The organism is Chryseobacterium sp. CG10_8, assembly GCF_058117085.1.
Genome location: NZ_JBYVEB010000021.1, coordinates 1 through 15,414, shown reverse-complemented (window position 1 = coordinate 15,414; position 15,414 = coordinate 1). Strand labels below are relative to the sequence as shown.

The 15,414-nt window shown below is 36.0% G+C and carries 13 protein-coding genes; 8 read left to right on the top strand and 5 right to left on the bottom strand.

Annotated features, from left to right (window positions below; translation table 11 throughout):
• The first annotated feature begins 58 nt into the window (after positions 1-58).
• Together AC4AGG_RS05590 and AC4AGG_RS05585 are read left to right on the top strand one after the other, a co-directional pair.
• On the top strand, positions 59-1,309 hold the full coding sequence (locus tag AC4AGG_RS05590) for a dicarboxylate/amino acid:cation symporter (RefSeq protein WP_489771005.1): 1,251 nt from the start codon (positions 59-61) through the stop codon (positions 1,307-1,309).
• A 260-nt stretch (positions 1,310-1,569) separates the two neighbouring features.
• A complete protein-coding gene (locus tag AC4AGG_RS05585; protein WP_489771004.1) occupies positions 1,570-2,043 on the top strand; it encodes a hypothetical protein in 474 nt (157 codons plus the stop codon).
• A gap of 133 nt (positions 2,044-2,176) precedes the next feature.
• Here AC4AGG_RS05585 and AC4AGG_RS05580 read toward each other — a convergent pair whose 3' ends face one another.
• Positions 2,177-4,966: a GH92 family glycosyl hydrolase gene (locus AC4AGG_RS05580; protein WP_489771003.1), complete on the bottom strand. Its 2,790-nt coding sequence runs from the start codon at positions 4,964-4,966 to the stop codon at positions 2,177-2,179.
• Between the two features lie 121 nt (positions 4,967-5,087).
• On the opposite strand from AC4AGG_RS05580, the gene AC4AGG_RS05575 reads away from it, so the two are divergent.
• The 4 genes from AC4AGG_RS05575 to AC4AGG_RS05560 all read left to right on the top strand — a co-directional run bounded on the left by AC4AGG_RS05575 (position 5,088) and on the right by AC4AGG_RS05560 (position 8,828).
• On the top strand, positions 5,088-6,191 hold the full coding sequence (locus tag AC4AGG_RS05575; RefSeq protein ID WP_489771002.1) for an Mrp/NBP35 family ATP-binding protein: 1,104 nt from the start codon (positions 5,088-5,090) through the stop codon (positions 6,189-6,191).
• Positions 6,192-6,267: 76 nt separating this feature from the next.
• The gene (locus AC4AGG_RS05570) at positions 6,268-6,513 is read left to right on the top strand and encodes a NifU family protein (protein WP_489771022.1); all 246 of its coding nucleotides are present in this window, start codon (positions 6,268-6,270) and stop codon (positions 6,511-6,513) included.
• A gap of 123 nt (positions 6,514-6,636) precedes the next feature.
• Positions 6,637-7,206, top strand: coding sequence for a serine protease (locus AC4AGG_RS05565; RefSeq protein ID WP_489771001.1), 570 nt, complete (start codon positions 6,637-6,639; stop codon positions 7,204-7,206).
• Positions 7,207-7,265: 59 nt separating this feature from the next.
• Positions 7,266-8,828: a flotillin family protein gene (locus AC4AGG_RS05560; RefSeq protein ID WP_489771000.1), complete on the top strand. Its 1,563-nt coding sequence runs from the start codon at positions 7,266-7,268 to the stop codon at positions 8,826-8,828.
• 170 nt (positions 8,829-8,998) lie between these two features.
• Here the strand turns inward: AC4AGG_RS05560 and AC4AGG_RS05555 are convergent, their stop codons facing one another.
• From AC4AGG_RS05555 to ppk1, 4 genes are read right to left on the bottom strand one after another with little or no spacing between them, the layout of a single operon-like run.
• On the bottom strand, positions 8,999-9,361 hold the full coding sequence (locus AC4AGG_RS05555; RefSeq protein ID WP_489770999.1) for a DUF2200 domain-containing protein: 363 nt from the start codon (positions 9,359-9,361) through the stop codon (positions 8,999-9,001).
• A gap of 16 nt (positions 9,362-9,377) precedes the next feature.
• On the bottom strand, positions 9,378-9,785 hold the full coding sequence (locus tag AC4AGG_RS05550; RefSeq protein ID WP_489770998.1) for a hypothetical protein: 408 nt from the start codon (positions 9,783-9,785) through the stop codon (positions 9,378-9,380).
• A gap of 4 nt (positions 9,786-9,789) precedes the next feature.
• The gene (locus tag AC4AGG_RS05545; RefSeq protein ID WP_489770997.1) at positions 9,790-10,683 is read right to left on the bottom strand and encodes a Ppx/GppA phosphatase family protein; all 894 of its coding nucleotides are present in this window, start codon (positions 10,681-10,683) and stop codon (positions 9,790-9,792) included.
• 18 nt (positions 10,684-10,701) lie between these two features.
• Positions 10,702-12,774: a polyphosphate kinase 1 gene (gene ppk1 / locus AC4AGG_RS05540; protein ID WP_489770996.1), complete on the bottom strand. Its 2,073-nt coding sequence runs from the start codon at positions 12,772-12,774 to the stop codon at positions 10,702-10,704.
• A gap of 140 nt (positions 12,775-12,914) precedes the next feature.
• Here ppk1 and AC4AGG_RS05535 point away from each other — a divergent pair, with 140 nt between their 5' ends.
• Together AC4AGG_RS05535 and AC4AGG_RS05530 are read left to right on the top strand one after the other, a co-directional pair.
• Positions 12,915-14,909, top strand: coding sequence for a S9 family peptidase (locus tag AC4AGG_RS05535; RefSeq protein WP_489770995.1), 1,995 nt, complete (start codon positions 12,915-12,917; stop codon positions 14,907-14,909).
• A 96-nt stretch (positions 14,910-15,005) separates the two neighbouring features.
• Positions 15,006-15,414 (top strand): hypothetical protein (locus AC4AGG_RS05530; RefSeq protein WP_489770994.1); only part of this gene is annotated, 409 nt, incomplete at its 3' end.

Here is a 15,414-nt window from a genome sequence, read left to right as displayed (position 1 = left end):
TTTTTCTTGCTTAAGTTTTTGCATAAACGATTATATTTGTGAGCGTACAAACAATATTATGAAGGGACAAAACAAACTTTTTTTTGCAATTATCATTGCTTTAATTCTCGGTATTGCCGTTGGAGCTGTGGTTCATTTTCAGTATCCTGACAGCTCGGAAGGTTTTTCAACTAATATCAAATTATTGGGAACAGTTTTCATCCGACTGGTTCAGATGATTATCGCTCCTCTCGTTTTCACAACTTTAGTCGTTGGAATTGCAAAAATGAGCGACATGAGTATGATTGGCCGAGTGGGAACAAAAGCAATGCTTTGGTTTATAACCGCTTCATTAGTTTCTTTGCTGATTGGATTGGTTTTCGTAAATATGTTAGAACCAGGGAAAGTCATTCAACTTGATTTGACTGACACTTCATCCGCAAGTGAAATCATGAACAACACAAAGGCTTTTAATTTAGAAGATTTTGTCAAGCACATTGTTCCAAAGTCCCTTTTTGAAGCTTTTGCAACTAACGAAGTTCTTCAGATTGTAGTTTTCTCAGTGATGTTTGGTATCGCTTTAGCCAATATGGGCGAAGATTATACAAAACCAATTGTTAAAGCATTGGATATTACTGCTCACGCCATTCTCAAAATGGTCGGCTATATTATGTGGATGGCTCCACTAGGTGTTTTTGGAGCGATTGCTGCCATTGTTGCCACCAAAGGTTTTGACATTTTCACCGTATATGCGGTCTATTTAAGAGACTTCTTTTTGGCATTGGCTGTTTTATGGATTGTTTTACTTATTGTAGGATATTTGATTTTAGGAAATCGTCTTTTTGAATTATTAAGAAGAATTAAAGAACCTCTATTAATCGCTTTTTCTACCACCAGTTCGGAAGCTGTTTTTCCAAAATTAGTGGAAGAGTTAGAGCGTTTCGGATGTAATAACAGAATTGTTTCCTTTATTTTACCATTAGGTTACTCATTCAATTTGGATGGAAGTATGATGTATATGACGTTTGCATCCATTTTTATTGCACAAATTTATGGAGTTGACATGTCTCTTGGCGAACAAGTCATCATGCTTTTGGTATTAATGTTAACCTCAAAAGGTATTGCTGGAGTTCCAAGAGCAAGTTTAGTGATTATTGTTGCCACTTGTTCTATGTTTGGAATTCCACCAGAAGGAATTGCTCTAATTCTTCCAATTGACCATTTTTGTGATATGGGAAGAAGTATGACCAATGTGTTAGGGAATGCTTTAGCAACTTCTGCCGTTTCCAAATGGGAAGGACAATTGGATAAGCATGGTGGAGATTTGTAGTTTTAATGTAAATATATAACATAGAAAAACTTCGGCGTAAATCCGAAGTTTTTTATTTTTCTTACCAAAATTCGATTCAGCACGCATTTTAAAAATAATTAAATTTTAAGTTCCTTCCAATTTGGTGTTTTCATTATTTAAATTCAACCCTTTTTCTATTTACATTTTCAATGAAAATAAAAAAAATAATAAATAAATTTTTATCATAATGAAAAAGATTATAAATTTGCCAGACTAACCATTTAAAAAACTATTAAACCATGAAAACCAAAAAAATGCAAGTTTTTGCACTTGTATGTGCATTGGCGTTATTCTCATGCCAAAAAGACCCTCAAAAAGCCGCACAAAAAGAAGCCGACAAGCAGCAAACTATGGCTGACAATGCAGTAGCTAGCGCAAGTAATGCAGCTGATGCTAGTGTTGCTAGTGCAGAAAGCGCTGCGGTTCATCAGGCTGACGCTGACATCAATCAAGCAATTGCTGATGTACAGGTACCACATTTCAGTAGTGTAGTCGCAAATGAGCTCGTTAAAAAGATTGGTAATCACATCAATGATTTTGTGAATGCTAAAAATTTTAAAGAAACAGGCAAATTTGTCGATAAGCTGAAAGAAGATCAGGCTGAATTAGATAAGAAAGTATCTAATGGCACAATTTCTAACGACGACGCTAAAATAATTAAAAATTATGTTGGCGAGATTGCTAAAGCAGTTGGCGTTACGGTAGATCAATAATGGGTCTAAGGGGGTCAAGTACAATAACCCAATGAAAGAACAGTGCAAATACTCTATTTGCACTGTTTTTTGTTATGAAAATATCTTCAAGAAAAAGGATGTTGAATCAGAAAAACTAATTGATATTTCAAACTTATTTCACTTCAATTTCATCAATAAAGATGTATGCGTCGCCTCCAGCACCTACATGCCATTCTTGGAGCACTCCATAATTATAGGCTTTTACCTTAAGGTATTGCGCTTTAGTTGGATTGATATGAGCTTCAAATTTTTTGGTTAAATGTTCTTCCGATTTAGGGTCAATATTATTTTGAATTGTAGCCACTAAAACAAAATTCTGATTATCGGTTGATAAATAATACTCTACTTTAGTCGGCATCATAATCCAGCTTCTCTGGTCTTGCAAGTAAGTTGACGAAATTGAATTAACATTTTGTGGAGCTTTAAAATCAATTACCGCTTCAAAATTATGTCCCTGATATCCATGCCAATCGCCCTTTCTCCAATTAGTACTTCCATAAATTCCGTCAATCAACCCATCTTTACCTCCCGCAAAATATTGTGGATTAGGTGTAGATTGTATTTCAATAGTATTGTTGTTGGGTTTTTTGTAAACATGCGCAACAACTACTGAGCTTTTACCGTACATACTATTTTCTGTGTAGGCCTTGATTTCAGAGGTTTCGTTAACCGTGAACTCACCTTCGTATTTTTTGAAAGGACTTCCATTCACCGAATAAAAAACATTTTCATCTTGGAAATCATACCCATTTTGCATCATTCTTTCAATAGAAATATTTTTTTCTTTTTCAAAAATTCTTGTTCCAAATTTGATAACGGGAACAATGACCATATTTCGCACATATTCAGAATTGATACTTCTCGGAAGCCATTGCTCTTCAGCCCATTTTTTGGTATTGGTAATGGTTTTATTGTTTTCTAAGTGAATTTTAACATCCTTAAAATAAGGTTCAACGGTTTCCCAATCAATATCTCCTGGAGTAACCTTATATAATCCGATGGAACTCAAAACATACCAGGAACTCATTTGACCACAATCCTCGTTTCCGATTAATCCGTCAGGTGTGTTTTTGTAAAAATTCTCTAAAATAAAATGAACTTTTTCCTTCGTTTTTTCAGGTTTCCCAACATAATTATAGAGATAAGCCACATGATGACTTGGTTCGTTTCCTTGCGCATATTGTCCAATTAAACCCGTCACATCTACCTGTTCTCTACCGGTAGTTTTGGATACTTCATTAAACATTTGGTCCAATTTCTTTTCGAAGTCTTCCTTGCCACCATAGAAGTTAATCATTCCTTCAATATCTTGCGGAACAAAAAACGTATAATGCCACGCATTTCCTTCGGTAAAATAATTATTGACTTCTTTCGGGTCAAAAGGTTCGAACCAACCACCGTTTTTCTTAGGACGGATAAATTTACTATTCATATCAAATAAATTTTTCCAAGATTGAGACCGCTTCATAAAGATTTTGTAATCTTCGTGTTTTCCAAGAATTTTCGCCATTTGCGCAATACACCAATCGTCATAGGCATATTCTACCGTCTTAGAAACACTCTCGTGTTCGTCGTCAATGGTCAATAAATTGTTTTCGCGATAAGTTTTCATTCCATAATCATCAAAAAGATTGGCGGAATTTTTTGAAGCTTCATATGCTTTTTCATAATCAAAGCCTTTAATTCCACTAGCCATTGCATCAGCAATTACCGAAACGCTGTGGTAACCAATCATGCAATAGGTCTCGTTGCTTGCCAGTTCCCAAATTGGTAAACGTTTGCCTTGTTCGTATTGTAAAATAAAGGTGTTAATGAAATCTGCAGTTCTTTTCTTATCAATCAACGTCATCAAAGGATGATATGCGCGAAAGGTATCCCAAAGCGAGAATACACTGTAATAATCGTGATTGGCATGGTGGATTTGATTATCTCGGCCGCGGTAATTTCCATCAACATCATTGGTCACGTTTGGTTGACTGAAAGCATGATACAATGCAGTGTAGAAAACACTCAACTTTTCTTTGTCAGGAGAATTGATTTCAATTTTTGATAGTTCTTTATCCCAAACGTTTTCTGCATTTTTCTTAATGGATTCGAAGTTCCAAGATTTCCCTTCCGCTAACATATTCTTTTGAGCACCTTCATAACCCGTGAAAGAAAGTGCAACTTTCACCATTATTTTTTCTTGGCTTTCAACATGACCAGAAAATGCTATTTGAAGTTTCTTTCCAGAATATTTACCCAGATTCTTGTCGGATTGGTCAGCATTAACCAATTTCACAGTCATTGGTTTCGAAAACTCAATTCTGGCATAAGCATATTGGTTTACAGCCCAAGCTCGGCTTCTTCGAAAAACCTCGATGGTTTTGTCATCAATAATTTTAACCTCTCCTTCCAATAATTCATCTCGATGGTTAAGGTCGAGAATAATATTGGCTTGACCATTTTTATTAAAAGTATACTCGTGATAGCCCACTCTTTGTGTGGAGGTCAGTCGGACATCAATATTGTCATCGTCTAATTTCACGCTGTAAAATCCAGCGGATGCCTTTTCAGTTTGATGAGAAAATTTAGAGGAATATGCTTTGGAATCTAAATTAGGTTCTCCCATGGTTGGCATCAACATCATATCGCCATAATCCGAAACACCAGTTCCGTTAAGATGCGTGTGAGAAAATCCATAAATCACAGAATCCGAGTAATGATAACCACCACAACCATCCCAGCTACCGTCAATTCTGGTATCGGGAGACAATTGTACCATTCCGAAAGGCACGGTTGCACCAGGAAAGGTATGACCGTGGCCACCAGTACCAATAAAAGGGTTTACATGTTTTGAATAATTCTGAGAAAAACCAAAGGAAATCAGGAGTAAAGACGCGAGTAGAGCTACTTTTTTCATTGAATAAATTTTGCTTAAAAATAGGAGGCCTAATATATAGATTTTCTCAATACCTAATTTTAATCATTCTAAATTAGTAAAATTTGCGTAATTTTGTACCTCTAAAACAAATATAAAAGCGATGTTGACGAAAGTTCAAGTTCAGGATTTCCTGAAAGAAATTGAAGTAGATGATTTGGTACATAATTTCCAAATTATGGGTGATGATGTGTATATCGATATGACTGCTCATTCTCCTGCGATGCACGAAAAGAAAAAATTAGAAGCGGCAATGAAGCAGGCTTTTGCAAGTGAGTTTGGAGAACATATTAACCTCAAGTTAAAAATTACTTCTCCAGAACCAAGTGAAGTTCAGCAAAGTCAAATCAAAGGAAAACAAATCCCAGGAATTCAAAATATTATTGCGATTGCTTCTGGAAAAGGAGGTGTTGGTAAATCTACTGTAGCTTCGAATTTGGCGGTTACTTTAGCCAAAATGGGACTTAAAGTGGGACTTCTCGATGCTGATATCTACGGGCCATCGGTTCCAACAATGTTAGATACTGAAGGACAAAAACCAATTTCTATAGAAATTGATGGAAAAAACATGATGAAACCGATTGAAAATTATGGCGTAAAAATGCTTTCCATTGGATATTTCTCAGGGGCGAATCAAGCTGTGGTTTGGAGAGGACCAATGGCTTCAAAAGCTTTAAATCAGATGCTTCGTGATGCTCATTGGGGAGAATTAGATTTTCTACTCATCGACCTTCCCCCAGGAACTGGAGATATTCATTTATCCATTATTCAGGAAGTTCCGGTAACGGGAGCTGTCATTGTAAGTACTCCTCAACATGTTGCGCTTGCAGATGTTAAAAAAGGAATTGCAATGTTCCAAATGGAGAGTATTAATATCCCTGTTTTGGGACTTATCGAAAATATGTCTTACTTCACTCCAGAAGAGTTACCAGACAACAAATATTATATTTTTGGAAATCAAGGTGCACAATATTTAGCTGATGATTTAGGAATTCCAGTTTTGGGTGAGATTCCTTTAATCCAAAGTATTAGAGAAGCAGGAGACGTTGGAAGACCTGCCGCATTGCAAGAAGGAAGCAAAATCAGCGAAATCTACACAGAGACTGCGAGAAATATGATAGATAGCTTAGTTGAAAGAAACAAGTTTCTTCCTCCTACAGAAGCGGTGAAAATAACAACAATGGCGGGTTGTTCGCCGAAAAAATAGTTTTTAGTTTGAACCAGTTCAAAAATTTGAATGAGGAATCAAACGAGAATAAAACCAAGTCAAACAAATTGAAATGATGAATACAATAAATACTCAAGAAGAAACCGTAACCAAAGTAATGCAGGCTTTAGAAAGCATCCGACCATTCCTTAATAAAGATGGCGGTGATATTGAATTGGTTAGTGTAGAAGGCAATGTCGTTTCGGTTAGATTGATCGGTAACTGTGATGGTTGTCCGATGAGTTTTTCCACTATGAAATTGGGTGTTGAAAACACGATTAAACAATTTGCTCCTGAGATTTCCGAAGTTATTTCTGTATAAGAAATTATACGAATTTTTATAAAAAAACCCTTTCAGCATACAAAATACTGGAAGGGTTTCTTATTTTTTGTAATGGAAATATTCTCGAATTTTCGTATATTTAAACTTTAAATTATTAAAATCATGCTTGATTTTCTAAACGGAATGGAAACCTTACAGCAAAGCTTTTGGATAGTAGCTTTGGTGACAAGTGCCATTTTTATTATTCAGACAATCCTTACCTTTATTGGGGGTGATTCTTCTACAGGTATTGATGCCGATTTCGATGCTGATTTCGAACATGTTGACGCACCTTTTCAATTATTTTCTTTACGAAACTTAATTAATTTTTTAATGGGTTTCGGTTGGACTGGCGTTGCATTTTACAACAGTTTTTCCAGCAAAACATTGCTCATCATTCTTGCCGTTGTTGTTGGATTGATCTTCGTGGCTTTGTTCTTTTTCTTGATTTCGCAAATCATGAAACTTACAGAAGACAACACCTTTAACATTAATCAACTCGTGGGAAAAACGGGAGAGGTCTATCTTAACATTCCATCGCAAAAATCTGGAGTGGGAAAAGTTCAGATTTCGTTAAATGGAAGCCAACACGAACTACAAGCGATGACCAAATCCGAAGAAAGTATCAGCTCTGGAACCATGGTCAAAGTAGAAGAAATTCAGAATCAAATTCTTATTGTTTCAAAAATATAAATTATTTATTCAATGTCTAATTTCTGACATCTAAAATCTAACTTCTAAAAAATAAAACTATGGACTTATCAGGTTCACTTATACTCATTGTAGTAGCGGTATTTGTATTCTTTGTAACCTTTCTAGCATTAATTTCGCGTTACAAAAGATGTCCTTCGGACAAAATTTTAGTCATCTATGGAAAAACTGGCGGAAAATCAGCCAAGTGTATTCATGGTGGTGGAGCATTTGTGTGGCCGGTTATTCAGGATTATGCTTATTTGGATTTGAAGCCCATTTCCATCGAAGCCAATCTAACAAATGCCCTTTCTCGTCAAAATATTAGGGTTGACGTTCCTTGTCGATTCACCATTGCCATTTCAACCGAGCCTGATACCATGGGAAGTGCTGCCGAAAGATTATTAGGCCTTAGTCCATCGGAAATTCAGGAATTATCAAAAGATATTTTGTTTGGTCAATTGCGTTTGGTCATTGCAACCATGACTATTGAAGAAATTAACACTGACCGTGACAAATTTTTGGATAATATTTCTAAAAACGTTGATACTGAATTAAAGAAAATTGGTTTAAAATTGATTAACGTTAACGTTACTGATATCAAGGATGAATCAGGCTATATTGAAGCTTTGGGTAAAGAAGCTGCTGCTAAAGCAATTAATGAAGCGAAAATTTCGGTTGCAGAACAAGAAAAAATCGGAGAAACTGGTAAAGCGAGTGCCGACAGGACAAAAGAAGTAGAAATTGCTGAGACTAATCGAGACCGAGATGTAAAAATTGCTGTAACTCAGAAGGATCGAGAAGTAAGTATTGCATCTGCGCAGAAAGACGAAAGCATTGGTAAAGCTGAAGCAGAAAAGGAATCCAGAATCGCGACCTCATTAGCTAACTCAAAGGCTGTAGAAGGAGAAAACAACGCCAAAATTACCATCGCAAATTCGGATGCATTACGTCGTGAAAAGGAAGCAGAAGCTTTGAAGATAGCAATGACTGCAGAAAAAGTACAAGCAGCAAAGGCTTTGGAAGAGTCTTATGTAGCAGAACAAAGAGCAGAAACAGCGAGAGCAGAGCGAGAACGTTCTACACAAAATGCTAACATCGTCGTTCCAGCTGAAATTGCAAAACAAAAAGCAATCATTGACGCACAAGCAGAAGCTGAGAAAATTCGCCTACAAGCAAAAGGGGAAGCGGATGCAATTTTTGCCAAAATGGAAGCAGAAGCAAAAGGTCTTTACGAAATCCTAACCAAACAAGCAGAAGGTTACGACCAAATCGTGAAAGCAGCTGGAGGAGATACCAATAGCGCCTTCCAATTATTGTTAATTGAAAAACTTCCAGAGTTAGTGAAAACTCAAGTTGAAGCGGTTAAAAATATTAAAATTGATAAAGTTACCGTCTGGGATGGAGGAAATAATGCTGAAGGAACAACATCTACTGCAAATTTCGTTTCAGGGATGATGAAATCAGTACCTCCTTTGAATGATTTATTCAATATGGCAGGATTGAGTTTGCCAAATTATTTAGGAAAAGATAAGGATGAGCAAAAGAAGATGATTGAAGCTAAAGTACAGGAGAAGAAGGCTCAAAATCCAACACCACCAAAACAAGACAATCCAAACACTTAAAAGTAATTGTTCATAAAAATAAAACCCTTTCAAAGCTATACTCTGAAAGGGTTTTTTGACTATAAAAGAAGCAGAATCTTACAGATTCTGCTTCTTACTTATGGTAACTTGTGATGAAATTTATTCAAAAAATTTCAACAAGTAAAATGACATTTAATTATTGTTATTTGCTAGGCTCTCAAAATTTTTTCCATTTTTCTTCCTTTCGCTAATTCATCAACTAACTTGTCCAAATAGCGTACCTGTTGAGTCAAAGGATCCTCTATGTCTTCAACGCGGTAACCACAGATAACACCTGTAATAAGCCTGGCGTTAGGGTTAAGCTGAGCTTGTTCGAAAAAATCTTTAAACGTCACTTTTTCGTCAATCAATTCTTGCAACTTTTGCTCGTCAAATCCAGTTAACCATTCAATTACTTGATGAAGTTCTTGAACAGTTCGACTCTTCTTTTCCACCTTTGTAACGTAATGTGGATAGACTGAAGCAAAGGTCATTTCAGCGATTCGACGATTGTGTTCGGGCGTGGTATTCATATCTTTTCACCAATTATTATTCCGAAGCCGCAGGCTTTTGAACTCTCTTACCAGCTTCTAAAATCGGCAAATTAGCTTCAGTAGGAATATAGATAACCGTTTTGTCATTCAAATTATTCTGTTGGCGAACCCATAAATATTGGATGTATTTTTCGGACAATGCTCCATTTTCAATTTTTATTGCTGCAGATGCACCTTTGGCGCGCTCAATTTCTGTCTGAGCATTAAGTTTCTCCGCTTCGAGATTTGCTTTTGCTTCTTCGATTTTTATTCTTCGATTCTGCTCTGCCTTGGCAAACTCTGCTTTACCTTCCATTTCTTGAGACCAAACCCTATATCTTGGGTAACCCCACAATATCAGAACAAGTGTTATTACTGCAAAAAGACATAGAAACAAGACGAGTGTAAGTTTATTATTATTCATTTTTTTATTGATTTTTATTTTTCTTCAAATTATCGTAGATATTATGAACCAATCCATCTGCCACCGAAATTTTCGGAACATAGATTTTAGAAATATGTGCCCAACCTAACACATTGTTAAAAATAGTCAATGCAGGAACCAAAACATCCGCTCTATCCAATCGAATATTATATTGATGCATTCTTTCTTCAACAGTCAACGCGGAAAGATCTTTTAGATATTTTTTAATAGTCATTGCTGACATTGGCTTGCCATCTTTGGTCTTGCTCAACGAGAAAACCTTATTAATGTTACCACCAGAGCCAATCCCGATAATAGGTTTTTTGCCCACAATATGAGTCCTGATTTCTGTCCTCATCTCTTCCCAAATGTCTTTGGTCACGAGGTTATTAAGCAATCTAATCGTTCCTATATTGAAGGAGCGCTTGTATTTCATCTTCCCATTTTCAAAATACATTAACTCCGTTGATCCTCCACCGACATCAATATAAAGGTAACCAAAATTCTTGTCCATTCCTTCTGCAACATGATTTTCATAGATCAATGAAGCTTCTTCATCACCAGAAATAATTTCGATATTGATTCCGGATGTTTCTCTCACTATTTCTCTAATTTGGTCGCCATTTTTAGCATCTCTCATCGCACTTGTCGCACACGCACGATAATGCTCTACTTGGTAAATATCCATTAAATCACGAAAAACTTTCATCGCCTTCAGGGTCATATTGACTCTCTCAACACCAATTTCGCCTTGCATAAAAACGTCCATCCCCAAACGAAGCGGAATCCTCAACAGATTGAGTTTGGTAAATTCTGGTTTGTTTTTTTGTGTTTCTGTTACTTCATTAATCAGCAGTCTCGCCGCGTTACTCCCGATATCAATAGCTGCAATTTTCATATTTTTTATTGATTGAAATTATTTTTTTGAGGTCTGCCTGTTCTTCAAATAATGATAAATTTCGATTTGAGAACGAATAGCTTTCCCCTCTTTTTTCACGTGTTTATTTTTGAGTTTATTATCAAGAATTCGAGCCTTCACATTATCAGAAAGCTGAATATCCAAAATATTTTTGAGTTCTTTTTTAATAGACTTATCCTTAATCTTGACGGCGGCTTCCACCCTGTAATCAAGGTTTCTGGTCATCCAATCGGCTGATGAAATATAGATATCTTCCGCGCCCTTGTTGTAGAAATACATGATTCTTGAGTGCTCTAGATACTCGTCCACAATACTGATGGCATGAATTTCCTTCTTAAATTTCGCATCGTTCATTGCACAGTAAATTCCGCGGACAATCAACTGAATTTCTACTCCCGCTTCAGCTGCTTCATAACATTTGGTTATCATTTCTCTGTCACTGAAAGAATTAACCTTGATAATCATCAACGCCTTTCTTCCAGCCTTAGCTTCCGAAATTTCTTTATCAATATGTGCAACAATACGCTCTCGCATGTAATGTGGACATACCAACAAATCCTTGCAACTTTTGAGAACTTCCAAAGGATTGGATTTCGGCTTTTTAAATAAATTAAAAACCTTATTAATGTCCGCCATAATCGTCCTATCAGAAGTCATTAAGAGGTTATCACCGTAGACTTTGGCAGTTTTCTCGTTAAAATTACCTGTACTCACAAAACCATATTGCAAGGTCTTACCTCCCACTCTTTTTTTGATCACACAAAGCTTGGCGTGTACCTTTTTGTTAGGAATTCCGATTAGTACTTTTACGCCTTCAACTTCGAGACGTTGTTTCCATTTGAGGTTATTTTCTTCATCAAAGCGCGCTCTTAGTTCGACCATGACCGTCACCGATTTGCCATTACGAGCTGCATTAATTAAGGCATTAACGATTTTGGAATTACTTGCCAAACGATAAGCTGTTATCTGAATAGTCTTCACATCTGGATCCATCGCCGATTCTCGAAGCAAATCTATCACTGGATTATAAGAATGATACGGAAAATGTAACATCACATCTTTCTGAAGAATAATATCCGTAACGCGTTGGACCCCTTCAAATTCCGGATGCATAAAAGATGTTCGTTCAACAGGAATTTGATACTCTTCAAAAACATCTGGAAAATCCATAAAATGTTTGAAATTATGAATCTTTTGTCCTGGAATAATACTATCTCTCTGAGTCAAATGAAGTTTCCTAATCAAGAACTCCAACAAAGCTTTGTCCATATTTTCGTCAAAAACAAAACGTGTTGGCTTCCCTTTTCTACGGTCTTTTACCGCCTTTTCAATCTTGTCGGCAAAAGTTGTCCGAATATCATTGTCAAGGTCAAATTCCGCATCTTTAGTAACTTTAAAGCAGTGCGCTTCGAACTCGTCATAACCAAAATAAGAAAAAATATGAGGCAAATTGAAGATAATAACATCTTCCAAAAGCATCACGTTTTTCTCGCCCTTTTCTGATGGAAGCAACACAAAACGTCCCAAAACTCTGGAAGGAACCTCAATAATCGCATAATTACTGACATATTGAAACTCTTTTTTGCGCATCGCAATCCCGATGTACAGACTTTTATCCCTAAGATAAGGCATATCTGTATTTTCATGAAGCAAAATAGGAATCACACTACTCTCTACTTCTTTGTCAAAATATTTGGTGACAAAACTTTTCTGAGCTTCGGTAAGGTCGGTTGCTGTTTTAATAAAAACACCTTCCTCCTCCATTTCCTTTTGAATTTTGTTCCACGTTTTATTGAAATCCGACTGTTGTTGAATTACAATATCATTGATTTTCTTTAAAATCTTGGAAGGAGGTTGAAAGAATGAATCCGAAACAATTTTGTCCTTGAAATCCATCGCCCTTTTGAGCCCCGCAACTCGCACTCGAAAAAACTCGTCCAAATTGTTAGAAAAAATTCCTAAAAATCGAATCCTCAAATGTAAAGGCACATTTTTATCCATCGCTTCCTGTAAAACCCTTTCATTAAACGCTAACCAAGTAATATCTCTGGGATTGAAATTTTGTGACATAAACAGAATTGATAATTTACCCCAAAATTAAAGAATTTAAGGCGTTTTTCATATTAAATTAACGGAATTCTTTATTCTAAAAAATTTAAATTAAATTTGGTTTCTTTAATTTACAACATCCTTAACTGAATTTTTTCACAATGAAAATCAAACATGTTTTAGCCACTTTGGCTGCACCTTTTCTAATGAATGCACAACAAGTTATGACGCCTGAAATACTGTGGACTCTTAAGAAAATCAACGTCCAGACTGTTTCGCCAGACCAATCATCACTTATCTACAAAGTGGGACAAGTTAACTTAGAAACCGAAAAAACAAAAAACGAAACCTTCTTTTTGAATCTCAAAAGTTCAGCTTCATCTGCAATAGATTTTGGAAAAAAATCCTTGATTCAGTGGGATGCTAATGGATTATATGCACAAGAAGACGGAAAAATTTACCTTTCTAAAGACAGCGGAAAAACTTGGACCGAATTCTACAATATCGGAGAAGTTGATAACATCGTTATCTCACCAGATGGGAAGAAAATTGCATTTAGTAAAGAAGTTCAGGTAGAAAAACTTTTTGCAAAAGATAAATATGAAGACACTCCCAAATCGACTGGACAAGTCTATACTGACCTTAATCACCGTCATTGGGACTATTTTAATTCAGGGAAATACAATCATGTTTTCGTGGTAAATGCATCTCAAAGTGTTGATAACGCCAAAGATCTTTTGGAAGGAAAAACTTGGGACTCCCCACAAAGACCTTTTGGAGGAAGTGATGATTTTGTATGGAGCCCAGATTCTGCACAATTGCTTTATGTAACAAAACCATTAAGTGGAGCTGCGTACGCAAAATCTACTAACACTGATATCTTCGCTTACGATATGCAATCGGGACAAACTGTTAATTTAACAAAAGAAAATAAAGGTTACGATACCAATCCAGTTTTCAGTCCAGATGGCAAATATTTAACTTGGACAAGCATGTTGCGTGATGGATATGAAGCTGACAAAAATGATATCAAAATCATGGATTGGGCGACAAAAACAACCACCAATCTTACAAAAAATTGGGACGAAACTGTAGATGGAAGTGTTTTTTGGGCGTCGGATTCCAAAACGATTTATTTCTCTGCCGCTTTCCGAGGAACCAGACAATTATTCTCTTTGAATCCCAAAACTCAAAAAGTTGCTCAAATCACCAAAGGAAACTTTGACATCAATGGAATTTTAGCCAACTCCAAAGAATCTATTTGGGTAACAAGAAACGATATCAACCACAATCCAGACTTATTCTCTGTTAATTTGAAAAACGGAGAAATGAAGCAAGTGACCGATATCAACAAGGAAACTTACGCTAACCTTACACCATCTACTTCTGAGCTGAAAATGGTAAAAACATCTGATGGAAAGGAAATGGGAGTTTGGTTCTTCTACCCTCCTAATTTTGATCCTAACAAAAAATATCCAACTTTGGTGTATTGTCAAGGTGGACCACAATCGGCTTTGACGCAATATTTTTCAGTAAGATGGAATTTTGCTTTGATGGCAGCCAACGGATATATTGTCGTTGCACCTAATCGTCGCGGGATGCCAGGTTGGGGAACAAAATGGAATGAAGATATTTCCAAAGATTGGGGAGGACAACCCATTAAAGATTATTTAGCAGCTACGGATTTCGCAAAAGAATTGCCTTATGTCGATGGTAAAAGAATGGCTGCTGTTGGTGCCAGTTATGGTGGATACAGTGTTTTCATGTTAGCAGGAGTACACCAAAATAGATTTAAGACTTTTATCGCACATGATGGACTTTTCGACATGAAATCTTGGGCTTTGACGACAGAGGAACTTTGGTTTGCTAATTGGGATATTGGTTCTCCTTTTGATAAGCCACTTCCAAAGGCGTTCGGTGAGTACAATCCATCTAATTTTGTTGACCAATGGAATACGCCAATTATGATTATACAAGGTGGAATTGACTTCCGAGTTCCTTACGAACAAGGGCAAGAAGCCTTTCAATCAGCTAAACTAAAAGGATTAAAATCAAAATTCCTCTATTTTCCTAATGAAAATCACTGGGTTTTACATCCGCAAAATGGATTAGTTTGGCAAAGAGAATTTTACTCTTGGTTACAGGAGACGTTGTAAGCTTTCCTCTTAATTGAGGTTTCAAAATTGACAAGAAAGAAAATGAAGAGGGTGCTAAGAAATTAACACCCTTTTTCTAACAAAAAAACACCGCAAATGACCAATCTTTTAACAAAACCATTTCTAATATTTGCACTTATTCTTTCGTTTTTGGGAAATGGGCAAGAGTATAATTTTGATTACAAGTGTATTTCGGAATCAAAAAAAATAAAACCTGAGCTAACCCAAAGTTTTTCTAATTCTTTTCTTCTTTTAGGCTCTTCAAATTCTAATTCCTATGGTTTTCAAAATAATAATGGAGACATAAACATTATTGATTGGGATTCTCTAAAAAACATAAAAACAAGAAAGATTGATGTAAACAAAACTCAGCTGGTTGCAGTATCAGACATAAAAACTGACTATAATGAATTTGAAATAAAAAAAGTAACAGTTTCAAAAATTGATGAATTAACTTACTTAGTAAAGACTTTTAGAACGGAACGAACAAAAAAATCAAATTTAG